This is a genomic window from Pseudomonas sp. NUPR-001, assembly GCF_052147955.1.
In the GTDB taxonomy this organism is placed as follows: Bacteria; Pseudomonadota; Gammaproteobacteria; order Pseudomonadales; family Pseudomonadaceae; genus Aquipseudomonas.
Genome location: NZ_CP197353.1, coordinates 5,461,530 through 5,485,159 on the forward strand (window position 1 = coordinate 5,461,530; position 23,630 = coordinate 5,485,159).

Sequence of the window (23,630 nt, forward strand, 5' to 3'; positions counted from 1 at the left end):
TTAAAGGTCGGAATAAGCAGAATTGCCTTATTCGTCGTCGTCGAAGTTGTAACTGCCCGGCGCCAGGTTCTCGAAGCGCGTGTATTTACCGATGAAGGCCAGGCGGATAAAGCCGATCGGGCCGTTCCGCTGCTTGCCGATAATGATCTCGGCAATGCCTTTGTGTTCGGTTTCCGGGTGATACACCTCGTCACGGTAAACGAACATGATCACGTCGGCGTCCTGCTCGATCGCACCCGATTCACGCAAGTCGGAGTTCACCGGGCGCTTGTTGGGCCGCTGTTCAAGGGAGCGGTTGAGCTGCGACAGCGCCACGACCGGGCAGTTGAACTCTTTGGCCAACGCCTTGAGGGATCGGGAGATTTCAGAAATCTCGTTGGTACGGTTGTCGCCGCTGGAGCCTGGGATCTGCATCAACTGCAGGTAGTCGATCATGATCAGGCCGATTTCACCATGCTCACGTACCAGACGGCGGGTACGCGCGCGCATTTCCGACGGGCTGATACCGGCCGTATCGTCAATGAACAGCTTACGGTCATTGAGCAGGTTGACCGCCGAGGTCAGGCGCGGCCAGTCGTCGTCTTCCAACTGACCGGAACGCACTTTGGTCTGGTCGATACGGCCCAGGGAGGAAAGCATACGCATGATCAGCGATTCACCTGGCATCTCCAGGGAATACACCAGAACGGCCTTGTCGCTGCGCAACACGGCGTTCTCCACCAGGTTCATGGCGAAGGTGGTTTTACCCATGGACGGACGGCCGGCGACGATGATCAGGTCGGCCGGTTGCAGGCCGCTGGTCTTCTCGTCGAGGTCGGTGTAGCCGGTCGACAGGCCAGTGATCGCGTCAGCAGTGTTGAACAGCGTGTCGATACGGTCGATGGCCTTGGTCAGCAGCTCGTTGACACCGACCGGGCCACCGGTCTTGGGCCGCGCTTCGGCGATCTGGAAGATCTGCCGTTCGGCCTCGTCGAGGATCTCTTCGGCGTTACGGCCCTGGGGGTTGAACGCGCTGTCGGCAATGTCGGTGCTGATGCTGATCAGCTGACGCAAAGTCGCCCGCTCGCGAATGATCGCGGCGTAGGCCTTGATGTTGGCCACCGACGGGGTGTTTTTCGCCAGCTCGCCGAGGTAGCCAAGGCCACCCACTTGCGAGCTCAGGCCTTCTTTATCCAGTTGCTCATGCAAGGTGACGACGTCGAACGGGGCGTTCTGGTCGGCAAGCTTGTAGATCGCGCGGAAAATCAGGCGGTGGTCATGTCGATAGAAATCACCATCGGAGACTTGATCAAGCACTCGCTCCCAGGCGCCGTTATCCAGCATCAGGCCACCGAGTACGGCCTGTTCGGCTTCGATGGAATGCGGCGGCACCTTCAGGGCAGCGGTTTGCAGATCATATTGCTCAGGGGCGGATATCTCGTTCATGGCCACGCAGGAATCAGGGTGATGAAAAAGACAAAGGGCACGACCTGCAAAGCAGGATCGTGCCCGATGTTAACCGGCTGACACGCAAGGTGCCAGCCGATCGGTACAGCTTAGGCTGCGACAACAACCACGCGTACGGTAGCTTCAACGTCGCTGTGCAGGTGCACGGCTACGTCGTATTCGCCAACCTGACGGATGGTGCCGTTCGGCAGACGAACTTCAGCTTTAGCCACTTCAACGCCGGAGGCGGTCAGGGCGTCAGCGATGTCGTGGGTGCCGATCGAACCGAACAGCTTGCCTTCGTCACCAGCGGTGGCAGTGATGGTCACTTCCAGCTCAGCCAGTTGGGCAGCGCGAGTTTCGGCCGAAGCTTTTTTCTCTGCAGCGATTTTTTCCAGCTCAGCACGACGCTCTTCGAACGCAGCCAGGTTGGCAGCGGTAGCAGCGGTAGCTTTGCCGAATGGCAGCAGGTAGTTACGGCCGTAACCGGCCTTAACGTTTACCTTGTCGCCCAGGTTGCCCAGGTTGGCGACTTTTTCCAGCAGGATCAGTTCCATTTGGTAATAACCTCTTAACTTTTAACCTTCACCGTTCGCGGAATCGTTATCGGCACCTTTTGGGGGCGCCTTGCGACCGCGAAAATCAATCAGGCTGTCGACAATGGCCAGAACCACGAGCAACGGATAAGTCAGCTGCATAAACAGCAGCAGTGTCACGTACATCCCGACCAACCAGAACTTGCCCAGTCGGCCTTGCGCCACCAGCCCATGCATCAGGGCAAGCCCTGCGAACATCAGCGGTATGCTGCACAGCGGCGTTAACATCGCCAGTTCAGGACCGAAATTCGGCCCGACCAGCATAAGCACCACCAGTACCAGCGTTGGCACCAGGGGAAGCCTGACCGCTTGAAACTCGCGACCAAAACCTCCCGGGTTATACAGAACTGCTTGCCAGTAGCGCCCCAACATCAGGGCCAGCACACTGACGGCTTGCAACAACGCCGCTATGAGGCCGTTGAGCACAGGTACGATCAGGCTACCCAGGCGGGCCCGCTCCTCTACCGATAACTGTTGGTAGAGACCGTCGAGCATCTGCGGCAGGGCTTTTTCAAGCGCTCCAGCCAGAGCTTCAATCGGTTCGCGGAACACCGACCCCAGAATGACGCCATATACCAGGCCCATGGCGATGCTGAACAACAGCACCCGATTCCAGGACTGCCCGGCGCGCAACAGCGCAGCCAGCCCCAGCGTCCCCAGCAACACCATCAAGGTGCGCGGCTCGCCGAAGAACCACCAGGCCAACGCCGGCAATAATGCCCAGGCGAGGACTCCGGAGGCGTCCTTGAAACCGCGCCGCAGGAACACCAGGCTCCCGGCGGCGGCACTCAACCAGAACAACAGCGGCAATGCCGCACAACCCACCACCACCAGGGTGGCTTGCACACGACCACGCATGATGAAATCAGCTAAGGCGCGCATGCACTCTATCCTTTGCTACTTGTCGAAAACCCGGTCTCAGCGGCCGTGGCTGTCGGTGTAGGGCAGCAGGGCCAGGAAGCGGGCGCGCTTGATAGCGGTAGCCAGCTGACGCTGATAACGAGCTTTGGTACCGGTGATACGGCTTGGAACGATCTTGCCGGTTTCGGATACGTAAGCTTTCAGGGTGTTGAGATCTTTGTAATCGATCTCTTTCACGTCTTCAGCAGTGAAGCGGCAGAATTTACGACGACGGAAGAAACGTGCCATGTAATAGGCTCCTCAAAAGGTCCGTGGATTACTCGTCAGCGTTATCGCTGTTGTCGCTGTCATTGCTGTCGTCGCCATCGGCGCTGTCAGCATGCTCAGGACGGTCGCGACGCTCACGGCGCTCACTGCGGTTTTCTTCAGCCTTGAGCATCTCGGACTGGCCGGTAACGGCTTCGTCGCGACGGATGACCAGGTTACGGATCACGGCATCGTTGTAGCGGAAGTTGTCTTCCAGCTCGGCCAGGGCCTTGCCGGTGCACTCAACGTTCAGCATCACGTAGTGAGCTTTGTGAACATTGTTGATTGCGTAGGCCAGTTGACGACGGCCCCAATCTTCCAGACGGTGGATCTTGCCGCCGTCTTCTTCGATCAGCTTGGTGTAACGCTCAACCATGCCGCCGACTTGCTCGCTCTGGTCAGGGTGGACCAGAAAGATGATTTCGTAATGACGCATGAATGCTCCTTACGGGTTGTAGTCTGCCACCAGAGTGGTCAGACAAGGAGTGAATGACACTGTATGTCTTGCCTTGAGTGAAGGCGCGTTGGCGCCTGCCAGCATGGCAAGGGGCGCAATTGTAGAGAAGCGCCGGGGGACAAGCAAGGGAATTGGTGAATTATTGAGCAGCTGAAAAGCATCGCGGGGCAAGCCCGCTCCCACAGCACCTGTGGGAGCGGGCTTGCCCCGCGATCGGGCTCAGCCCTGCGCTTTAGCGTTACGTTGACGAACGGCTTCGAACAGGCAAACGCCCGTTGCCACCGACACGTTCAGGCTGCTGACGCTACCGGCCATCGGCAGTTTCACCAGGAAGTCGCAGTGCTCGCGGGTCAGGCGGCGCATGCCTTTGCCCTCGGCACCCATGATCAGGATGGTCGGCCCGGTCAGGTCTTGCTGGTACAGCTCCTGCTCGGCCTCACCCGCTGTACCGACGACCCACAGGCCACGCTGCTGGAGCTTCTCCAGCGTGCGCGCCAGGTTAGTCACGGCCACCAGCGGGATCACCTCGGCGGCACCACAGGCCACCTTGCGCACCGCAGGTGTCAGGGTCGCCGACTTGTCTTTGGGCACGATCACTGCCAGCGCCCCGGCCGCATCGGCGGTACGCAGGCAGGCACCCAGGTTGTGCGGATCGGTGACACCGTCGAGCACCAGAATCAGCGGTGCGCCTTCGGTACGGTCGAGCAGCTCTTCGAGCATCGCCTCGCCCCAGACCTGGCTTGGGCTAACCTCAGCCACGACCCCCTGGTGCACACCCTCGACCCAGGCGTCCATCTCGCGGCGCTCGGCCTGACCGACCGGCACCCGGCTCTGCCCGGCCAGCTCGACAATCACCTGCACGCGCGGGTCGCTACGCCCTTCCGACAACCAGATCTGCTTGACCCGCTTGGGATGATGACGCAACAGGGCTTCTACGGCGTGGACGCCGTAGATTTTTTCCAACTGACTCATGACTTGGCCTTGGGTTTACGTGATCCAGAGCTCGCTTTTGGCGGCCCTTTGCGATGCTTGCTCGGTTTTTCCGACGACTTGCCGCCTTTGCCCGCCGGCTTGCCGCCTGCGTGCTTGGCATCGGCCATCAGGGCCTTTTTCATTTCCCGGCTTTTGCGCACTTCGGCGTTTTTCGCCGCAGCATGCGAAGGGAAATACGCTTCGGCGGTTTCGTTCTTCTTGCTCCGGCGCGCAGGCTCGGCCTTGGTGGTTTCAGCCTTGTCGAGCACTGGAATTGTCTTGCCGTCTTGCGGGCGCACACCCTCGGCACGCGGCTTGCGGCCAATCGGTGCTTTGAGCGTGTTTTCAGCCATTTCGAAGTCGATCTTGCGCTGTTCCAGATCAACGCGCATGACCCGCACTTCCACCGTGTCGCCCAAGCGGAAGCTACGCCCGGTGCGCTCACCGGCCAGGCGATGGTGCACAGGGTCGAAGTGGTAGTAGTCGCCCGGCAAGGCACTGACATGCACCATGCCTTCGACGTAAATGTCGGTCAGTTCGATGAACAGGCCAAAACCGGTCACTGCGGTGATCACACCCGGGAAGCTCTCGCCAACACGGTCTTTCATGTACTCGCACTTGAGCCAGTTGACCACATCGCGGGTCGCTTCGTCGGCGCGCCGCTCGCTCATCGAGCACTGCTCGCCGAGCTGCTCCAGGGTCGGTTCATCGTACGGGTAGATGCGTGCCTTGGGGATGCTCGCGGCACCCGCGCGCTTGACATGCGGGGTGTCCTGACGCGAGCGGATGACACTGCGGATCGCCCGATGGGTCAGCAGGTCCGGGTAACGGCGGATCGGCGAGGTGAAGTGTGTGTACGCCTCGTAATTCAAGCCGAAGTGGCCGTTGTTGTCGGCACTGTAGACCGCCTGGCTCAGGGAGCGCAGCATCACCGTCTGAATCAGGTGGAAGTCAGGACGGTCGGCGATATTCGCCAGCAATGCCTGGTAGTCCTTCGGCGACGGGCCGTCTTTACCTTTGTGCAGCGACAGTCCCAGCTCACCGAGGAACGCACGCAGCTTCTCCAGACGCTCTGGTGGCGGGCCATCGTGCACACGGTACAGCGCTGGAATTTCGTGCTTCTTGAGGAACTCGGCCGTAGCAACGTTGGCCGCCAGCATGCACTCTTCGATCAACTTGTGCGCATCGTTACGCACTGTTGGCCGAATTTCGGCGATTTTGCGCTCGGAACCGAAGATGATCCGGGTTTCCTGGGTTTCGAAGTCGATGGCGCCACGGGTATGGCGAGCCGCCAACAGCACTTTGTACAGGGCATAGAGCTGCTTGAGGTCTGGCAGCACTTCGCTGTACTGCTCGCGCAAGGCTTTGCCTTCGCGGGTACGGGCATGCTCGAGCATGCTGCTGACCTTGTTGTAAGTCAGGCGCGCATGGGAGTGGATCACCGCTTCGTAGAACTGGTAATCGACCATTTGCCCGGATTTGTTGATGGTCATTTCGCAGACCATCGCCAAGCGGTCGACGTGCGGGTTCAGCGAGCACAGACCGTTGGACAACTCTTCAGGCAGCATCGGAATGACGCGCTCGGGGAAGTACACCGAGTTGCCACGCACCTGTGCTTCGGCATCCAGGGCAGACCCCAGGCGCACATAGCTGGAAACGTCGGCAATCGCCACGTACAGGCGCCAGCCACCGGAGAACAGGCGCAACTTGCCCAGGCTCTCGCAGTACACCGCATCGTCGAAGTCGCGGGCATCTTCGCCGTCGATGGTAACGAACGGCAGATGGCGCAGGTCGATGCGATGCTCTTTGTCTTTCTCTTCGACTTCCGGCTTGAGCTTGCGCGCTTCCTTGATCACGGCCTCTGGCCAGACGTGTGGAATGTCGTAGCTGCGCAGCGCTACGTCGATTTCCATGCCCGGTGCCATGTAGTTGCCGATCACTTCGGTGACATCGCCCTGCGGCTGGAAGCGCGGTGTTGGCCAGTGGGTGATCTTCACCTCGACGAACTGACCGACCTTGGCGCCGCCGTTACGCCCCGGAGTGACCAGCACTTCTTGCTGGACCTTGGGGTTGTCCGGGGTGACGAAGCCGATACCGCCTTCTTCGAAATAGCGACCAACGATGCTTTCGTGGGCACGGGAGATCACTTCAACGATGACGCCTTCGCGACGACCGCGACGATCGAAGCCGGACACACGGGCCAGGGCTTTGTCACCGTCGAAGACCAGACGCATTTGCGCCGGACTCAGGAACAGGTCATCACTGCCGTCGTCCGGGACCAGGAAACCGAAACCGTCGCGATGCCCGGCAATGCGGCCGAGGATCAGGTCCAGCTTGTCTACCGGGGCATACGTGCCGCGCCGGGTATAGATCAGCTGACCATCACGCTCCATTGCCCGCAAACGGCGGCGCAACGCTTCGATCTGATCTTCGGTGGTCAGGCCGAACTCTTCGACCAGTTGCTCGCGCGCAGCCGGCGAGCCGCGCTCGTCCAGGCGCTGCAGGATCAGCTCACGGCTAGGAATAGGGTTTTCGTATTTTTCCGCTTCACGAGCGGCCTCGGGATCGAGGGACTGCCAATCGGCCATTAGGAGGGGTTCACCTTGTCTATATAAGGGTTAGTTTGGCATAGGCGTATTGAAACCGGAAATTTCAGGCTTGGACAGCCCTCTCAGAGCTCCCAAGACGCTGCTAAAACTGCCTTTAGGAACAACGGCTTGAATTTTTTAAGTTTTTTTCTGAACGGGGCTTTACAGCCCTCAGGGTCATCCGTATAGTGCGCACCACAGCGACGGACACCGTCGTTATAGTTGAGATGCAACCTGATGTGAAGCATCATGTGACCTCAGCGAAATGCCCAGATGGTGAAATTGGTAGACACGCCAGCTTCAGGTGCTGGTGACCTTACGGTCGTGGAAGTTCGAGTCTTCTTCTGGGCACCAATTTCAAATCTTAGAACTGTTTAGCACTTCTGAGATTTACTGCAAGACGCTACACTGTTTTTGTTTCATGCAACATCGCTTCACTTTGCCCAGATGGTGAAATTGGTAGACACGCCAGCTTCAGGTGCTGGTGACCTTACGGTCGTGGAAGTTCGAGTCTTCTTCTGGGCACCATATTTCAGATAAAACCCGCGAAAGCGGGTTTTTTCGTTTCTACCTCCTGTGGGAGCGGGCTTGCCCCGCGAAGCAATGTTACTGGCACACCGCAATCGCGGGGCAAGCCCGCTCCCACAAGAAGCTCCCTCTCCAACAGTACCGCCTCGCGCATTCCGATAGCCTGCTCATGAAATTCCTCTCATGCAGGCAATTGAGAAGCCATATCGTTTATCATTGTTACCAGATATGTAGCCGCAAGCGAGGAAGTACCCGCATGACGTTCCGCAATGCCCCCCTATTGCGCGGCCTGGCCGTTTCTCTGTTGACCCTGGTACTCGGCGCTCCCGCCTTGGCCGCCGACCCGGTAACGCTGACCCTGTACAACGGCCAGCACAAGGAAATCGGCGATGCCATTGCCAAGGCCTACGAGGCCAAGACCGGCATCAAAATCAATATCCGCAAAGGCAGCAGCAACCAGCTGGCCAGCCAGATCATCGAAGAAGGCGAACGCTCGCCAGCCGATGTCATCTACACCGAAGAGTCACCACCCCTGAACAACCTGGGCGAGCTGGGCCTGCTGGCCAAGATCGACGATTCGACCCTGCAGGTGTTGCCCAAGGAATTCGTAGCGGCCAATGGCACCTGGATGGGCGTCACGGCGCGCACCCGTGTAGTGGCCTTCAACCCGAAAGTGATCGACGAAAAAGAACTGCCGCCTTCGGTCATGGACTTTGCCAACCCCGAGTGGGAAGGCAAGGTCGGTTTCGTGCCGACCAGCGGCGCCTTCCAGGAACAAGCGGTTGCGATCCTCAAGTTGCATGGTCGTGATGCTGCCGAAGAATGGCTGACCGGCCTGAAAGCTTTCGGCAAGACCTACACCAACAACATGGTTGCCCTCAAAGCCGTGGAAAACGGTGAAGTGGCAGCGGTGCTGGTGAATAACTACTACTGGTACGCCCTGAAGAAAGAGCGTGGCCAGCTGGATTCGAAGCTCTACTACCTGGCCGATGGCGATGTCGGCGGTTTGATGACCATTTCCGGTGCCGCCGCCGTCAAAGCCAGCAAGCACCCGAAAGAAGCCCAGGCACTGCTGGCCTGGATGGCCAGTGAAGAAGGCCAGCGCGTAATCACCCAGACCACTGCCGAGTACCCGCTGCACAAGGGCATGGTGTCGGATCAGGGCTTGAAGCCGTTCGAAGACCTGCGTCCGCCGAAAATCACTCCGGCTGATCTGGGTAATGCCGAAGAAGCCCTGGAACTTGAACGCGAAGTTGGCCTGCTCTGATGACTGCAGCCTTACCCGCACCGGCACAGCCCAGCCGCTACATCCCCAAGCGCAAACGACCTTCAATCTGGGTCGTGCTGCCAGTGCTGCTACTGGTCGGCCTGAGCTTGCTGCCGCTGCTCTACGTAGCGCTGAAAGCCTGGGAAGCCGGCTGGCGCGAGGCCTTGCACCTGCTCTGGCGCCCGTTCGTCTGGGGCCTGATGCGCAACACGCTGATGCTGATGGCCGGCGTCACCCTGGCGTGCATGGCGCTGGGTGTGTCGCTGGCCTGGCTACTGGAGCGCAGCGACCTGCCCGGCAGACGGGTGTGGGGCGTGATCCTGTGCCTGCCCTTTGCGGTTCCAGCCTTCGTCAGTGGCTTTACCTGGGTGTCGCTGAGCCCACGCTTTGAAGGCCTGGCCGGCGCCATTCTGGTGATGAGCCTGTCCAAGTACCCACTGGTATTCCTGCCTGTGGCCGCAACCCTGCGCAACCTCGACACCTCCCTGGAGGAGTCGGCGCGCACCCTGGGGCAAAATCGCTGGGGGGTGTTCTTCAAAATCACCCTGCCGCTGCTATGGCCCTCGATTCTTGGCGGCAGCCTGCTGATCGCCCTGCACATGCTGGTGGAGTTCGGCGCCTTGTCGATTCTCGGCCTGCAAACCTTCACCACGGCGATCTATCAACAGTTCGAACTGGAATTCAGTAACGCCAATGCCGCGATGCTGTCGGCAGTATTGCTGTTCATGTGCCTGCTGATGCTCTGGTTTGAACTGCGTGTGCGTGGCAATGCCCGCCACGTGCGAATCGGTCAGGGCGTAGCGCGACGCGGCGCACCGATTCGCCTGCGCGCCTGGATGCCCCTCGGGCAACTGTACTGCCTGACCCTGGCACTGCTGGGCAGCGGTATTCCGCTGGGCATGCTCGGGTACTGGTTGAGCGTCGGTTCGTCTGCCGCCTTCCCGGTGGCCGACATCAGCCGTGCACTGTTCTCGTCGTTGTCACTGTCGCTGGGCGGCGCCGCCTTGAGCCTGTTACTGGCATTGCCGGTGAGCTTTCTGGTGGTGCGCTACAAAGGCCAGTTGGCGATCTGGGCGGAGCGCCTGCCGTACTTGCTGCACGCCCTGCCCGGCCTGGTGATTGCCCTGACGCTGGTGTATTTCGCCCTGCACTATGTGCCGGTGCTGTACCAAACCACCGGGCTGTTACTGCTGGCCTATGCGTTGCTGTTTCTGCCACTGGCCCAGGCGCCAGTGCGCACTGCGCTGCACAAGGCGGCGCCACAGCTCGAAGAGGCCGCACGCACCCTGGGCGCAACGCAGTTCACTGCGTTTTGCAGAGTGACCTTGCCGATCATCTTCCCGGCATTGGCGGCGGCGTTTGCTCTGGTGTTTCTGGATGCCATGAAGGAGCTGACCGCCACCTTGCTGCTCAGCCCTACGGGCATGACAACGCTGGCCACTGAAGTCTGGGCGCATACCGCCAACGTCGAGTTTGCCGCTGCGGCGCCTTATGCGGCGTTGCTGATTCTGGTGTCGGGGTTGCCGGTGTATCTGCTGACTACGCGGATGTATTTGAATCGGGCTTGAGGGTATTTCGCAGGGCAAGCCCGCTCCTACAGGAGCAATCTGTAGGAGCGGGCTTGCCCCGCGATGCTTTCTCAGGCGCGAAACTGCCCAAGACTCGCCTTAAGCTGCCCCGCCAGATCATCCAGCACTTTGCTACTGGCCGTGGTTTGCATCACCACCTCAGCAGCCCGCTCGGCCTGGGCATGTATGGTCTGCACCCGCCCGCGCACCGCCTGCGCCCCCTGAGCCTGTTGCTCCGCCGCACGCGTGGCCAGGCCTATCGCGGCATGCACTTGCTCAACCGAAGCCTGCACCGATTGCTGCACCCGCGCGTTGTCGCGCAGCACCAGCAATCCCTCACTGGCCTGACGCCCGGCCTGACTGATCGCCGCCACGGCCTCCTTGGCGCCTTGCTGCAGCGCACCGATATGCGCCTGGATGTCGCCAGTTGAACTCTGGGTCTTGCTGGCCAAGGCGCGCACTTCATCGGCAACCACGGCAAACCCACGCCCGGTCTCACCCGCCCGCGCCGCTTCGATCGCCGCGTTGAGCGCCAGCAGGTTAGTCTGCTCGGCGATGCCGTGAATCACCGTCAGCACCACTTCGATCTGCTCGCTCTGCTGGGCCAGCCGCTCAATGACTTTCGAGCCGGTCTCAACCTGCCCGGCCAGGTCTTCGATCAGCTTGGCCACCTGGGTCGAGGTACGGCTGTTTTCGTCGGTGGCCTGGCGGATATCCACCACCTGCTGCAGGGCCGACTGCATGGCATGGCTCTCGGCCTGCGCCTCGTCCGCCATGGTCGACAGGTCGCGCAGGCTGGCCGCGACCTCATCACGCTGAAGCTCGGCAGCCGCATCGGCGCCGGCATTGCGCTGGGCCATGACACCGATTTCAACGCCGGTACGCTGCGCCACTTCACCCGCCTCGCGGACGATTGGCTGCAGCTTGTCGACAAACTGGTTAACCGCTGCCGCCATATCTCCAATCTCGTCGCGACTGTCGATACTGACACGCTTGGTCAGATCACCCTCGCCTGCGGCCAGATCGTTCAGTGCGGCAATCAGCAGGCGCAGCTTGTTGACCACGCGCCGCCCCAGCACCACCGCCACCACCAGCAGCACACCGAGCCCGACCAGGGCCAGGCCAACGCCGATGTTCCAACGCAGGGTTGCCGCAGCGTCCTGGACGCTCTGCGAGGTGTTGGCTTGCATACCAGCAGCACTGGTTTGCGCGGCCTCCAGGCGTGCACGCAAGGCCTTGTTGCTGTCAGCCGCCGCCCCGACCAGGCTTTCGCCGACCAGTTGATCACCGCTGGCGATCAGCGCGGAAAAGCGTTGATCGAGCGCAGCCAGCTCGGCATCCACTGCAGCGGTAGATACTCCCATCAGCACCTTGCCAATTTCCGCACCATTAGGGCTGATCGGTGCTTCGACGAAATACACCGATGGATCTTTGCGCGCCGCATCCAGCACCTTATCCAGCGCCCGCTCGCCCTGGCCCTTTTCCAGCAAGGCCTGGTTGACCGGGTTCTGCCGGTTCAGGTAACGGGTCAGGTGCTGGCCTTGGGCGTCGTCGTACACCACGAACAGCACATTGGGGTTGCGCTGGGCCCGGCGCGAGAACTCGGACAAGGTCGGCACATCGTTGTCCCACATGGCCCGCGGGGCGACCGAGGCCAGCAGTTCAGCCATGTCGTTAGCTGAGTCCTTGAGGTTTTTCTCCAGGGTCGCGCGCAACTGCGCCTGCTCACTTTGCAGACGCGTCGAGAGCCCCGCCGTCAGCCGCTGCCGAGTGCTGGCAGAAAGACTTTCCAGCCCGGCACTCACCTCTTGGCCGGCCTGCTCGAGTTCAGCCGACAATTTCTGACTGTCAGCCCCCAAACGTTTGCCCAAATCGGCCTCTAGGGTGGTGACTGTGCTCCGGGTCAGCGCGACGGCGACCAGCACTTGCACCAAAAGAGCGATACCAAGGGCAACAAACACAGGCCGCAGCAGGCGGCTTCGTAACAGTGAGAGAACGGCAGACACGTAAGAACCCTCTACTACTGGGGCCATTAAAATGATGGCAACCCCGAAACGATTCTTACAGCAAAGGTTGTGCCGAACAGCAGGCAGAAACGACAAAGGCCCCTATAGAGGGGCCTTTGTGTTCACTTCAATCGCGGATCAGGCGAACGGGTGACGCAGAACGATGGTCTCGATGCGGTCAGGGCCGGTGGAGACGATATCGATCGGCGCGCCGATCAGCTGTTCGATGCGCTTGATGTACGCACGAGCATTGGCTGGCAGCTCTTCCAGGGTTTTGGCACCCACGGTCGATTCGGTCCAACCCGGTACTTCTTCGTACACAGGCTGCAGACCTACATAGCTGTCGGCGTCAGTCGGGGCAACGTCGTTACCTTCTGCATCTTTGTAGCCGACGCAGATGTTGATGGTTTCCAGACCGTCGAGCACGTCCAGCTTGGTCAGGCAGATGCCCGAGATGCTGTTCACATCGATAGCGCGACGCAGGATAACAGCGTCGAACCAGCCACAACGGCGAGCACGGCCGGTAGTCGCACCAAACTCGTGGCCTTGTTTGGCCAGGTGCGCGCCGACTTCGTCGAACAGCTCAGTCGGGAACGGACCCGAGCCTACACGGGTGGTGTAAGCCTTGGTGATACCCAGGATGTAGTCGAGGAACATCGGACCAACACCCGAACCGGTAGCAACGCCGCCAGCGGTGGTGTTGGAGCTGGTGACGTACGGGTAGGTACCGTGGTCGATGTCCAGCAGCGAACCCTGGGCGCCTTCGAACATGATGTCTTTGCCAGCGCGACGCAGCTCGTGCAGCTCGGCAGTGACGTCCAGCATCAGCGGCTTGAGCAGCTCAGCGTATTCTTTGCACTCGGCCAGGGTCTTGTCGAAGTCGATGGCTGGCTCTTTGTAGTAACCAACCAGCATGAAGTTGTGGTATTCCACCAGTTCACGCAGTTTGTCTTCAAAGCGCGGCATGTTCAGCAGATCGCCAACACGCAGGCCACGACGTGCGACCTTGTCTTCGTAAGCTGGGCCGATGCCGCGACCGGTAGTACCGATCTTCAGCTCGCCACGCGCCTTTTCACGGGCCTGGTCCAGCGCAACGTGGAAGGACAGGATCAGTGGGCAGGACGGGCTGATACGCAGGCGCTCACGCACCGGTACACCCTTCTCTTCCAGCTTGGTGATCTCACGCAGCAGGGCGTCTGGTGCAACCACCACGCCGTTGCCGATCAGGCACTGCACGCCTTCGCGCAGTACGCCCGACGGGATCAGGTGCAGCACGGTTTTTTCACCGTCGATCACCAGGGTGTGGCCCGCGTTGTGGCCACCTTGGTAGCGCACTACGGCGGCAGCATGTTCGGTCAGCAGATCAACGATCTTGCCTTTGCCCTCATCACCCCACTGGGTGCCCAGGACTACGACATTCTTACCCATAACACTTGTCCTCATTCGCGCAAACTTGGCGCCGGCTCTTGCCGGCGGGGAATCTCAAATGGCCAGCGGCAGTACCTGCCAAAGCCCGTTTTGCTGAATCAATTGCCGATCGCAATCCGCCTCGACGGCGGCAGTCAATGGCTGCCCAGGCAAGGCCTGAACCACCCGCTGACCTTCACTGCGCAATTGGCAGACCAACTGCCAGAGTCCTGCGTCGCTGCTGTCGGGCATCCAGATCCCGCCAGACGGCAACACAACCTCGGCTCGCCCCAGTGTGACCAGGGTCTTCAAATCCGTGGAGAAACCAGTGGCCGGGCGCGCCCGACCAAAGTCTGCTCCGATGTCGTCGTAACGACCGCCCTGGGCGATCGACTGACCGACACCCGGAACGAAAGCGGCAAACACCACACCGGTGTGGTAGTGGTAGCCACGCAGTTCGCCCAGGTCGAAATACAACGGCAGCTGTGGATAACGCGCGGCCAGTCGCTCAGCGATGGACATCAGGTCATCCAGCGCTGCCAGCACTGCAGCTGGCGCACGGCCCAGGCGCACGCGCGCTTCGGCCAGCACTTCACGACCACCGCACAGCTCGGTCAGCGAGCGCAACATCGCGGCGAGATCGGCTGGCAGGTTGGCGGTCAGCTCGATGACTTCATCGATAGCCTTGCGCTGCAGGGCGTCGAACAGTTGTTGCTCGACCGCACCCGACAAGCCTGCGGCACGGGCCAGGCCGCGGTAGATACCGACATGACCGAGGTCCATGTGCACGTCCGGCACGTCGGCCAGTTGCAGCATGGCCAGCAGCAGGCTGATCACCTCAACGTCGCTGACCGGGCTGGCATCGCCGTACAGCTCGGCACCGAGCTGGATCGGGCTACGCGAGGTCGACAGTGCGCGCGGCTGAGCGTGCAGCACGCTACCGGCATAGCACAGGCGGCTCGGCCCTTCACGGCGCAGGGTATGCGCATCGATGCGCGCGACCTGCGGCGTGATGTCGGCACGAAAGCCCATCTGCCGGCCCGACTGCGGGTCGATTACCTTGAACGTCCGCAGATCCAGGTCCTGGCCGGCACCGGTGAGCAGCGATTCCAGGTACTCGATATGCGGGGTCACGACAAACTCGTAACCCCAGCTCTGGAACAGATCCAACACCTGACGACGCGCGATCTCGATGCGCGCCGCCTCAGGTGGCAGTACTTCTTCGATGCCATCTGGCAGGAGCCAGCGGTCTACCGTTGCCATTACGCCATTTCCCCTTTGGTCCAGGCGGCCTGCCCGCAGGCTAGCCTTGAGTGAAGCAGGTATCGCCAAACTATGACGCGCAGCACTGATTCCAGCGCAACCGCCGTGCCGATACCCTCAAATACCTTGGGCTGCTCTACAGATCAGCGGCGGCTTGCCACCGTTCGATCTTGCAGACGCAAAAAAGCCGGGAATTTCCCGGCTGCCGCATCATACACCCGTTTTCTCGCAGTATCACCCCGCCAGACGTTTAAACCGCCCGGCGGGGTGCAACCTTGTTACTTGTCTTTGTTCATGAAGCGGAAGAAGTCGTTGCTCGGATCGAGCACCAACACATCGCTCTTGTTGGCAAAGCTTTCACGGTAGGCCTTGAGACTGCGGTAGAACGCGTAGAAATCCTGGTCCTGACCATAGGCCTTGGCGTAGATCGCCGCCGCCTGGGCATCACCATCACCGCGGGTCTCTTCCGACTCGCGATAGGCTTCTGCAAGCAGAACACGGCGCTGACGGTCGGCATCGGCGCGAATACCTTCGGCCAATTCGTTACCTTTGGCGCGGTGCTCACGTGCTTCACGCTCACGCTCGGTGCTCATACGCTCGAACACGCTGCGGTTCACTTCCTTGGGCAGGTCGATGGCCTTGACGCGAACGTCGACCACTTCAATGCCCAGCTCCTTGCTGGCCATACGGTTCAGCGAGGCAGTGATGTCAGCCATCAGTGCGTCACGTTCACCAGAGACCACTTCGTGCAGGGTGCGCTTACCGAACTGGTCACGCAGGCCGCTTTCCAGACGACGCGACAGACGCTCGTCGGCGATCTGCTTGAGGCCCGAGGTAGCGGTGTAGAAGCGCTCGGCATCCTTGACGCGCCATTTGGCGTAGGCATCAACCATTACCGCTTTCTTTTCCAGGGTCAGAAAGCGTTGGGTCGGCGCGTCCAGCGTCATCAGGCGGGCGTCGAACTTGCGCACCTGGTTGACGTAAGGAATCTTCACGTGCAGACCAGGCTGAACATCTGTCTGGACCACACGACCAAAGCGCAGCATGACCGCACGTTCGGTCTGCGACACGATATAGAAGCTGTTCCAGGCCACGATCGCCAGCACCACGCCAACGATCAGGGCGATCAGCGATTTATTGCTCATCAGCGGCTCTCCCTAGAACGCAACTGTGTTTGCTGCTGTTGCAGCTCCGCCGCCGCGCGGTTGGCCGCGTCATTGACCGAAGCCGGGACGCTGACAGGTGCACTGCTGGCACGGCTGCCTTCAACCATCTTGTCCAGCGGCAGGTACAGCAGGTTGCTCTGGCCATCTTTGCCGGAAACCAGGACCTTGCTGGTGTTGCTGTAAACTTCCTGCATGGTGTCCAGGTACAGGCGCTGACGCGTTACCTCAGGTGCCTTGCGGTACTCGGCAACCAACTTGGTAAAGCGGTCTGCCTCACCCTTGGCGCGCGAGACGACTTCGTCGCGGTAACCGTTGGCATCCTCGATGATCCGCTGGGCCTGACCACGGGCCTCTGGCACCACGCCATTGGCGTAGGACTCGGCCTGGTTGCGGGCACGCTGCTCGTCTTCACGGGCACGGATCACGTCATCGAAGGCCTCTTGCACTTCACGCGGGGCTGCCGCGCTCTGTACGTTGACCTGAGTGACGGTGATACCGGTACGGTAAGTATCGAGGAACCGCTGCAAGCGCTCCTTGATCTCCACTGCCATCTGCTCACGACCTTCGGTCAGTACCTTGTCCATGGCGGTGGAACCCACCACATGGCGCAGGGCGCTGTCGGTCGCGTGCTGCAGGCTGACTTCAGGCTGATCAACGTTCAGCACGAAATCCTGCAGGTTGGTAATTTTGTACTGCACGGTCAGCGGCACTTCGACGATGTTTTCGTCTTCAGTGAGCATCTGCCCCTGCTTGGTGTAGGCACGCTCACGCGTGACGTTTTCCATGTACTTGCGATCGATCGGCGGGAAGTAGATGTTCAGGCCCGGCCCTACGGTTTCGTAGTATTTGCCGAAGCGCAGCACGACGGCCTGCTCCTGTTCGTCCACCACATACACGGCGCTGTACAGCCAGATAGCTGCCAGCACGGCCAGACCGACGCCGAGCAGGCCGAAGCCACCGCCCTTGCCGATGCCGTTGTCACCACCGCGTTTCTTGCCACTGCCAAACATGCCGTTCAGGCTGTCCTGCAGCTTGCGGAAGGCCTCGTCGAGATCCGGCGGTCCTTTCTTGTCGCCGCCACCGCGGCGTCCGCCCCAAGGATCTTGATTGTTCGAGTTGCCACCCGGCTCATTCCAAGCCATAGCGCTCTCCATCTGATAAAGCAAAGACGCACCCACGGCGCGCCGTCCAATGCTACAGAATGCCTGTCACGGCTGCCCGGCCGCGTCGCCGGGCTTTTATTGCAAAGTGTGTTGCTCGATGAACTCTGCCGGCTTCAGGCCTTCGCGACTGACCAGGCGATTGAACTCGACCCGAGACACCCGCACGGCCAGAAGGCTGCTGCCTTCATCGTCGTGCTCTTCGCCCTGTACAGCACCCAATGCAAAGAACTGCGCGCGCAACCGCGCGAAACGCTGTTCAAGGCGCAAGGTTCCGATAAACAGGTCATCCCCCAGCAATTCGGCGACTGCCTGCCCCACCAGCTCCAGGCCACGCCCATCACGCGCCGAGACCCAGACCCGCTGTGGCTTGCCATCGGCATCACGCTGAATCTGTGGCTCAACGCCTTCAAGCAGGTCGAGTTTGTTATAGACCTCGAGGATCGGCAAGCCTTCTGCACCAATCTCCCCCAAGACCGCCATAACCTGCTCGATCTGCTCCATGCGATCAGGCTCATGGGCGTCGATCACGTGCAACAGCAAGTCAGAGTTGCTCGACTCTTCGAGCGTAGCCCGAAAAGCTTCGACCAGCTTGTGTGGCAGGTGGCGAATGAAGCCCACGGTGTCGGCCAGCACGATCGGCCCGACATCATCGAGCTCAAGTCGGCGCAGGGTTGGGTCGAGGGTCGCGAACAACTGGTCGGCCGCGTAGACCTCGGATTCGGTCAGGGCGTTGAACAGGGTCGACTTGCCGGCGTTGGTATAACCAACCAGGGACACTGACGGGATATCTGCCCGCTTGCGCCCGCGACGCGCCTGCTCGCGCTGACTGCGCACTTTCTCCAGCCGCGCCTTGATCTGACGCAGGCGCACCCGCAACAGACGACGGTCGGTTTCCAGCTGGGTTTCACCCGGACCGCGCAGGCCGATACCACCTTTTTGCCGCTCAAGGTGCGTCCAGCCGCGTACCAGGCGCGTGCTCATGTATTCAAGCTGGGCCAGTTCAACCTGCAGCTTGCCTTCATGGGTGCGTGCCCGCTGGGCGAAAATGTCGAGAATCAGACCGGTGCGGTCAAGCACGCGACACTCGAAGACTCGTTCGAGGTTACGTTCCTGACTGGGTGTGAGGGTGTGATTGAAAATCACCAAATCTACCTGTTCGGCTTTGACCAGGTCGCGTAATTCCTCGACCTTGCCGCTGCCAATCAGGTATTTGGCGGTGGGCTGATGTCGCGCCACACTGGCGAACGCGACTATATCGGCCCCAGCCGACAACGCCAGTTCCCGAAACTCCTGCGGATCTTCGCGCGCCTCAGGGTTCTGACCTTCCAAGTGAACGAGGACCGCTCGTTCACCACCACCGTGGCGCTCAAAGAACAAAGCAGACTCCTATCAGGCGTTACCTGGCTCAGCGTCGCCATGCTCGGATTCGGATGCGCTTGGCAGACGGATCGGACGCACAGGAACAACTGTCGAGATAGCGTGCTTGTAAACCATCTGGCTGACGGTGTTTTTCAGCAGGATCACGAACTGGTCAAACGATTCGATCGTGCCTTGCAGCTTGATGCCGTTAACCAAATAGATCGAAACCCCAACTTTTTCTTTTCTCAAAGTATTCAAGTAAGGGTCTTGTAGCGAATGCCCTTTTGACATATGCCGCACTCCTGTAAGGATCAATAGTAAAAAAACAAAAAAACTGATGGCTCAAGCCGCCCCACCCCCAAGGATAGACGGCAATTACAAGGACTCAGCTCAATATGGTGGCCGTTCCCAGGTATTTCAAGGTGCGAGACAGATTGTCGCAAGCCAGGCTGTCTAACCACTGCAAGTCAGCCCAACTACGCAACCAGGTGAATTGCCGTTTCGCCAATTGGCGAGTAGCAATAATGCCGCGCTCCTGCATTTCAACTGATGTTAACTTGCCATCAAGATGATCCCAGACCTGGCGATAACCAACCGCCCGTATAGACGGCAGTCCCGCATGCAAGTCACTTCTGGCTCGCAGCAATCGGACCTCGTCAACGAAGCCCTGTTCCAGCATTTGCCCAAATCGTAGCGCAATTCGTTCGTGTAAAACGTGACGATCGGCAGGCGCAATGGCCAGGCTGGCGACAGTATAGGGCAAATGACCCGCCGCCGAAGGGCCTGCGGCGCTACTTTCCGCGGATTGACGCTGACGATGTGCCGTCATTGTCATGCCGCTGACCCGATAAACTTCCAGCGCGCGGATCAGCCGCTGCGGATCATTGGGGTGAATTCTCGCTGCTGACTCTGGGTCAACCGCCGCCAATTGCTGATGCAAGCCCTGCAGGCCGAGGCGCTCAGCCTCCTCTTCCAGCTCGGCGCGCACCTGCGGATCGGCAGCCGGCATGTCGGCCAGGCCGTCAACCAATGCCTTGTAATAGAGCATGGTGCCGCCGACCAGCAGCGGTATTTTACCGCGCGCAGTGATCTCGGCCATGGCTTGCAGGGCATCACGACGAAACTCGGCAGCCGAATAGCTCTGGGCCGGGTCGAGAATGTCGATCAAACGATGGGGATGGGCAGCCAGCACCTCTTTCGAGGGCTTGGCAGTACCGATGTCCATGCCTCGGTAAACCAGTGCCGAATCGACGCTGATCAACTCGCACGGCAGCACCTTGGTCAGCTCGATGGCCAGATCGGTTTTGCCCGCCGCGGTCGGGCCCATCAAGAATATCGCGGGAGGTTTACCACTCATTTTATCGACCGCGCAAAAACAGTTTGTCCAGATCGTCCAGGCCCATCTGGGTCCAGGTCGGTCGGCCATGGTTGCACTGGCCGCTGCGCTCGGTGTTTTCCATATCGCGCAACAGGCCGTTCATCTCCGCTATCGCCAAGCGGCGGTTAGCGCGGACTGCGCCGTGGCACGCCATAGTGCCGAGCAGTTCGTTCAAATGCGCCTGAATGCGGTCGCTGGTACCGTATTCCATCAAGTCGGCCAGCACATCCTGGACCAGGCGGTTGGCCTCGGCCTGCTTGAGCAGCGCCGGAATCTGCCGAATCGCCAGGCTCTCCGGGCCCAGGCGCTGAAGCTCGAAGCCCAGGCGCTGGAACCATTCGGCGTGTTCTTCGGCGCAGTCGGCCTCGCGCTGACTCAAGGCCAGCGACTCAGGCACCAGCAGGGGTTGGCCGCTCAGGCCTTCGCTGGCCATGGCCACCTTCAAGCGCTCGTACATAATGCGCTCGTGGGCCGCGTGCATGTCTACCAGCACCAGACCCACGGCGTTCTCGGCGAGGATGTAGATACCTTTCAGCTGGGCAAGGGCATAGCCCAACGGTGGAATGTCACCCTGGCTGTCGGGCAACGCCACCGGCGCCGCTTCGTTGAGCGGGGCAAAAAACTCGCGGTAGACGCCCTGCGCTTCCGCTGCCGGCAAGGCCTGAGTTGGGCGCGGGGTGTACTGATACTGATAGCCAGCGCCGCTGCCGCCACCGCTACTGCTGCTACCCATGCTGGAGGGGCGCATACCCGGCTCGGCCACAGGCTGTTCCAGCAGGTTGGCGGCCAGGCGCATTTCGCCCTGGGGGCCGAACTCGCCGGCCTGCAGGCCGCTGGGACGGATGATTTCGCTGCTGGCGGCAGGCGCGGCCAGTTGATCTTCCGGCCGCACGTCAGCCAAGGCCCGATGCAGGGTGCCATAGAGGAAGTCATGCACCATGCGTCCATCACGAAAACGCACTTCATGTTTGGTCGGGTGTACGTTGACGTCGACGCCAGTGGGGTCGACTTCAAGAAACAGCACGAAGGTCGGGTGCCGACCGTTGAACAGCACATCGCGATAAGCCTGGCGCACGGCGTGGGCCACCAGCTTGTCGCGCACCGCCCGACCGTTAACGAAGAAATACTGCAAATCGGCCTGGCTGCGCGAGAAGGTCGGCAAGCCTACCCAGCCCCACAGGTGCAGACCGTTACGCTCAATCTCGATGGGCAGTGCCTGCTCCAGGAACCCCGGGCCGCAAATCGCCGCCACACGCCGGGCGCGGGCGGTATCGTCCTGGGCCTCGTGCAGGCTGAGAATGCTCTTGCCGTTGTGGCGCAGGTGAAATGCCACATCAAAACGCGCCAGCGCCAGGCGGCGGATCACTTCCTGCAGGTGATCGAATTCGGTTTTCTCGGTTTTGAGAAACTTGCGCCGTGCCGGAGTATTGAAGAACAGGTCGCGCACTTCCACCGAGGTGCCCACTGGGTGCGCGGCCGGCTGCACGCGCGGGGCCATGTCACGCCCTTCGGTCTCTACCTGCCAGGCCTGGTCGGCATCGCGGGTACGCGAGGTGAGGGTCAGGCGCGCCACCGAACTGATCGAAGCCAGGGCCTCACCACGGAACCCCAGGCTCATGACCCGTTCCAGGTCTTCCAGATCACGGATTTTGCTGGTGGCGTGACGGGCCAGGGCCAACGGCAGGTCATCGGCAGCAATGCCGCTGCCATCATCACGCACCCGCAGGAGCTTGACGCCACCCTGCTCGACTTCGACGTCAATACGCCGGGCACCGGAGTCCAGGCTGTTTTCCAGCAGTTCCTTGATCACCGATGCCGGGCGCTCGACCACCTCACCGGCGGCAATCTGGTTCGCCAGCCGCGGGCTGAGCAGCTCGATTCGCGCACTGCCGGTCATTGCTGGGACGCCAGGGCAGTCGCGGGGATGTTCAAGCTCTGCCCGACTTTAAGTTCGTCGGTCTTGAGGTTGTTGGCCGAGCGCAGGCTGGCCACGTTGACCTGATAGCGCACGGCGATCATTGCCAGTGTTTCACCCGGACGCACGCTGTGCTCGCGCGGGCCTTGGGCAATCTTGCCGCTGTCACGCAGGAAAGCGATGTAGGTGCCCGGCGGCGGGTTCTGCTGGAAGAACTGGCGCACACCACTGTGGATCGAGCGCGCCAGCGATTGCTGATGGCTCGGGGTGGCCAGCTTGGCCGCCTCGTTGGCGTTGGAGATAAAACCGGTTTCAACCAGAATCGAGGGGATGTCTGGCGATTTGAGCACCATGAATCCGGCCTGCTCGACCCGACGCTTGTGCAGCGAGGTGACCCGACCCATGTTGCCCAGTACTTTCTGCCCGACGTTGAGGCTGGAACTGAGCGATGCGGTCATCGACAGGTCGAGCAACACGCCCGCGAGCATGCGGTCCTTGTCATCGAGGCTGACGTTACCGGCACCACCGATCAGGTCCGAACGGTTTTCACTGTCGGCCAGCCAGCGCGCGGTTTCCGAGGTGGCACCACGATCGGAGAGGGCGAACACCGAGGCACCAAAGGCCGCTTTCGACGGCGCAGCGTCGGCGTGAATCGAAATGAACAGGTCGGCGCCCTTCTTGCGGGCGATCTCCGTACGTTTGCGCAACGGAATGAAATAGTCACCGGTACGCGTCAGCTCGGCACGGAAGCCTTTTTCGCTGTTGATCTGGCGCTGCAACTCTTTGGCAATCGACAGCACGATGTCTTTTTCATGCTGGCCCTTGGAGCCGGAAGCGCCCGGGTCTTCGCCACCATGGCCTGCATCGATGGCGATGACGATGTCACGCTTGCCGCTAGGCACAGGGGTCAGCTTGATGGCTGGCTGCGCAGGCGTGACCGGCACGGCAGGCGTGGTGGCCACTGGCGGTGTTGGCGGCGGCGAAACCGCGTCGGCCGCCTGGTCGTACAGATCGACAACCAAACGATTGCCGTACTGGGCGTTCGGCGCCAGGGTGAAGCTCTTGGGCGTCACCGACTTGCTCAGGTCAATCACCACGCGCAGGTCGGTAGGCGTGCGCTGGGCCGAGCGCACACTGGTAATCGGGGTGTTGGAGGTAGACACCGACAGCGGTGCAGCCAGGGTCGCGCCATTGATGTCGATAACCAGGCGGTCCGGGGCACTCAGGGTAAAGACGCTGTGCTGGACAGGCCCTGAAAGGTCAAACACCAGACGCGTGTTATCCGGTGCTCGCCATAAACGCACACTTTTAACTTGCGTGACGGCCCAAGCATCAACAGTTACCGCCGTAAGCAGCAATCCTACGACCGCAACCAGCGCGCGAATGCGCATACCTATCCCCATTT

19 protein-coding genes and 2 tRNA genes are annotated in these 23,630 nt (G+C 60.7%); 4 read left to right on the forward strand and 17 right to left on the reverse strand.

Features of this window, described 5'->3' with window-relative positions; genetic code table 11:
* Positions 1 to 27: 27 nt before the first annotated feature.
* The 7 genes from dnaB to rnr form a co-directional block, all read right to left on the reverse strand.
* Positions 28 to 1,425 (reverse strand): replicative DNA helicase, encoded by a 1,398-nt coding sequence (dnaB, locus tag ACP6KB_RS25105; RefSeq protein ID WP_442110176.1) that lies wholly within the window; start codon positions 1,423 to 1,425, stop codon positions 28 to 30.
* 110 nt (positions 1,426 to 1,535) lie between these two features.
* Positions 1,536 to 1,982 carry a 50S ribosomal protein L9 gene (rplI, locus tag ACP6KB_RS25110; RefSeq protein WP_133211574.1) on the reverse strand — a complete coding sequence of 149 codons (447 nt, stop codon included), beginning with the start codon at positions 1,980 to 1,982 and terminating at the stop codon, positions 1,536 to 1,538.
* A 21-nt stretch (positions 1,983 to 2,003) separates the two neighbouring features.
* Complete coding sequence (locus ACP6KB_RS25115) at positions 2,004 to 2,903, reverse strand: hypothetical protein (protein ID WP_442110179.1); 900 nt, start codon at positions 2,901 to 2,903, stop codon at positions 2,004 to 2,006.
* A 36-nt stretch (positions 2,904 to 2,939) separates the two neighbouring features.
* Positions 2,940 to 3,170: a 30S ribosomal protein S18 gene (gene rpsR, locus ACP6KB_RS25120; protein WP_009403887.1), complete on the reverse strand. Its 231-nt coding sequence runs from the start codon at positions 3,168 to 3,170 to the stop codon at positions 2,940 to 2,942.
* A gap of 28 nt (positions 3,171 to 3,198) precedes the next feature.
* On the reverse strand, positions 3,199 to 3,624 hold the full coding sequence (gene rpsF / locus ACP6KB_RS25125; RefSeq protein WP_010221605.1) for a 30S ribosomal protein S6: 426 nt from the start codon (positions 3,622 to 3,624) through the stop codon (positions 3,199 to 3,201).
* Positions 3,625 to 3,864: 240 nt separating this feature from the next.
* Positions 3,865 to 4,617, reverse strand: coding sequence for a 23S rRNA (guanosine(2251)-2'-O)-methyltransferase RlmB (rlmB, locus tag ACP6KB_RS25130; RefSeq protein ID WP_442110182.1), 753 nt, complete (start codon positions 4,615 to 4,617; stop codon positions 3,865 to 3,867).
* Positions 4,614 to 7,205 carry a ribonuclease R gene (rnr, locus tag ACP6KB_RS25135; RefSeq protein ID WP_442110184.1) on the reverse strand — a complete coding sequence of 864 codons (2,592 nt, stop codon included), beginning with the start codon at positions 7,203 to 7,205 and terminating at the stop codon, positions 4,614 to 4,616. Before rnr ends, rlmB begins: the two co-directional genes overlap by 4 nt.
* 267 nt (positions 7,206 to 7,472) lie before the next feature.
* Here rnr and ACP6KB_RS25140 point away from each other — a divergent pair.
* From ACP6KB_RS25140 to ACP6KB_RS25155, 4 genes are all read left to right on the forward strand, one after another.
* Positions 7,473 to 7,559: transfer RNA gene (locus tag ACP6KB_RS25140), tRNA-Leu, on the forward strand.
* Between the two features lie 87 nt (positions 7,560 to 7,646).
* Positions 7,647 to 7,733: transfer RNA gene (locus ACP6KB_RS25145), tRNA-Leu, on the forward strand.
* Positions 7,734 to 7,989: 256 nt separating this feature from the next.
* Complete coding sequence (locus ACP6KB_RS25150; protein ID WP_442110186.1) at positions 7,990 to 9,000, forward strand: extracellular solute-binding protein; 1,011 nt, start codon at positions 7,990 to 7,992, stop codon at positions 8,998 to 9,000.
* A complete protein-coding gene (locus ACP6KB_RS25155; RefSeq protein ID WP_442110188.1) occupies positions 9,000 to 10,568 on the forward strand; it encodes an ABC transporter permease in 1,569 nt (522 codons plus the stop codon). Before ACP6KB_RS25150 ends, ACP6KB_RS25155 begins: the two co-directional genes overlap by 1 nt.
* Positions 10,569 to 10,639: 71 nt before the next feature.
* Here ACP6KB_RS25155 and ACP6KB_RS25160 read toward each other — a convergent pair whose 3' ends face one another.
* The 10 genes from ACP6KB_RS25160 to ACP6KB_RS25205 all read right to left on the reverse strand — a co-directional run bounded on the left by ACP6KB_RS25160 (position 10,640) and on the right by ACP6KB_RS25205 (position 23,628).
* Positions 10,640 to 12,574: a methyl-accepting chemotaxis protein gene (locus tag ACP6KB_RS25160; protein ID WP_442110190.1), complete on the reverse strand. Its 1,935-nt coding sequence runs from the start codon at positions 12,572 to 12,574 to the stop codon at positions 10,640 to 10,642.
* Positions 12,575 to 12,712: 138 nt separating this feature from the next.
* The gene (locus ACP6KB_RS25165) at positions 12,713 to 14,002 is read right to left on the reverse strand and encodes an adenylosuccinate synthase (RefSeq protein ID WP_442110192.1); all 1,290 of its coding nucleotides are present in this window, start codon (positions 14,000 to 14,002) and stop codon (positions 12,713 to 12,715) included.
* Between the two features lie 54 nt (positions 14,003 to 14,056).
* On the reverse strand, positions 14,057 to 15,244 hold the full coding sequence (locus ACP6KB_RS25170) for an ATP phosphoribosyltransferase regulatory subunit (RefSeq protein WP_442110194.1): 1,188 nt from the start codon (positions 15,242 to 15,244) through the stop codon (positions 14,057 to 14,059).
* Positions 15,245 to 15,522: 278 nt separating this feature from the next.
* On the reverse strand, positions 15,523 to 16,389 hold the full coding sequence (gene hflC / locus ACP6KB_RS25175) for a protease modulator HflC (RefSeq protein WP_442110196.1): 867 nt from the start codon (positions 16,387 to 16,389) through the stop codon (positions 15,523 to 15,525).
* Entirely contained in the window at positions 16,389 to 17,552 is a 1,164-nt protein-coding gene (gene hflK / locus ACP6KB_RS25180; protein ID WP_442110198.1) for an FtsH protease activity modulator HflK, read from the reverse strand. Before hflK ends, hflC begins: the two co-directional genes overlap by 1 nt.
* Positions 17,553 to 17,648: 96 nt before the next feature.
* A complete protein-coding gene (gene hflX, locus ACP6KB_RS25185; RefSeq protein WP_442110200.1) occupies positions 17,649 to 18,950 on the reverse strand; it encodes a ribosome rescue GTPase HflX in 1,302 nt (433 codons plus the stop codon).
* Positions 18,951 to 18,962: 12 nt separating this feature from the next.
* Positions 18,963 to 19,223, reverse strand: a complete 261-nt coding sequence (hfq, locus tag ACP6KB_RS25190; protein WP_028945676.1) for an RNA chaperone Hfq — start codon at positions 19,221 to 19,223, stop codon at positions 18,963 to 18,965.
* Between the two features lie 94 nt (positions 19,224 to 19,317).
* The gene (miaA, locus tag ACP6KB_RS25195; RefSeq protein ID WP_442110202.1) at positions 19,318 to 20,289 is read right to left on the reverse strand and encodes a tRNA (adenosine(37)-N6)-dimethylallyltransferase MiaA; all 972 of its coding nucleotides are present in this window, start codon (positions 20,287 to 20,289) and stop codon (positions 19,318 to 19,320) included.
* A 1-nt stretch (position 20,290) separates the two neighbouring features.
* Positions 20,291 to 22,207 carry a DNA mismatch repair endonuclease MutL gene (gene mutL, locus ACP6KB_RS25200; RefSeq protein WP_442110204.1) on the reverse strand — a complete coding sequence of 639 codons (1,917 nt, stop codon included), beginning with the start codon at positions 22,205 to 22,207 and terminating at the stop codon, positions 20,291 to 20,293.
* Positions 22,204 to 23,628: an N-acetylmuramoyl-L-alanine amidase gene (locus ACP6KB_RS25205; RefSeq protein ID WP_442110206.1), complete on the reverse strand. Its 1,425-nt coding sequence runs from the start codon at positions 23,626 to 23,628 to the stop codon at positions 22,204 to 22,206. Before ACP6KB_RS25205 ends, mutL begins: the two co-directional genes overlap by 4 nt.
* Between the last annotated feature and the right edge of the window lie 2 nt (positions 23,629 to 23,630).

Coding starts and splice junctions, on each gene's coding strand:
- dnaB (WP_442110176.1), bottom strand. CDS start 1,425: ATGAACGAGATATCCGCCCCTGAGCAATATGATCTGCAAACCGCTGCC.
- rplI (WP_133211574.1), bottom strand. CDS start 1,982: ATGGAACTGATCCTGCTGGAAAAAGTCGCCAACCTGGGCAACCTGGGC.
- ACP6KB_RS25115 (WP_442110179.1), bottom strand. CDS start 2,903: ATGCGCGCCTTAGCTGATTTCATCATGCGTGGTCGTGTGCAAGCCACC.
- rpsR (WP_009403887.1), bottom strand. CDS start 3,170: ATGGCACGTTTCTTCCGTCGTCGTAAATTCTGCCGCTTCACTGCTGAA.
- rpsF (WP_010221605.1), bottom strand. CDS start 3,624: ATGCGTCATTACGAAATCATCTTTCTGGTCCACCCTGACCAGAGCGAG.
- rlmB (WP_442110182.1), bottom strand. CDS start 4,617: ATGAGTCAGTTGGAAAAAATCTACGGCGTCCACGCCGTAGAAGCCCTG.
- rnr (WP_442110184.1), bottom strand. CDS start 7,205: ATGGCCGATTGGCAGTCCCTCGATCCCGAGGCCGCTCGTGAAGCGGAA.
- ACP6KB_RS25150 (WP_442110186.1), top strand. CDS start 7,990: ATGACGTTCCGCAATGCCCCCCTATTGCGCGGCCTGGCCGTTTCTCTG.
- ACP6KB_RS25155 (WP_442110188.1), top strand. CDS start 9,000: ATGACTGCAGCCTTACCCGCACCGGCACAGCCCAGCCGCTACATCCCC.
- ACP6KB_RS25165 (WP_442110192.1), bottom strand. CDS start 14,002: ATGGGTAAGAATGTCGTAGTCCTGGGCACCCAGTGGGGTGATGAGGGC.
- ACP6KB_RS25170 (WP_442110194.1), bottom strand. CDS start 15,244: ATGGCAACGGTAGACCGCTGGCTCCTGCCAGATGGCATCGAAGAAGTA.
- hflC (WP_442110196.1), bottom strand. CDS start 16,389: ATGAGCAATAAATCGCTGATCGCCCTGATCGTTGGCGTGGTGCTGGCG.
- hflK (WP_442110198.1), bottom strand. CDS start 17,552: ATGGCTTGGAATGAGCCGGGTGGCAACTCGAACAATCAAGATCCTTGG.
- hfq (WP_028945676.1), bottom strand. CDS start 19,223: ATGTCAAAAGGGCATTCGCTACAAGACCCTTACTTGAATACTTTGAGA.
- miaA (WP_442110202.1), bottom strand. CDS start 20,289: ATGAGTGGTAAACCTCCCGCGATATTCTTGATGGGCCCGACCGCGGCG.
- mutL (WP_442110204.1), bottom strand. CDS start 22,207: ATGACCGGCAGTGCGCGAATCGAGCTGCTCAGCCCGCGGCTGGCGAAC.
- ACP6KB_RS25205 (WP_442110206.1), bottom strand. CDS start 23,628: ATGGGGATAGGTATGCGCATTCGCGCGCTGGTTGCGGTCGTAGGATTG.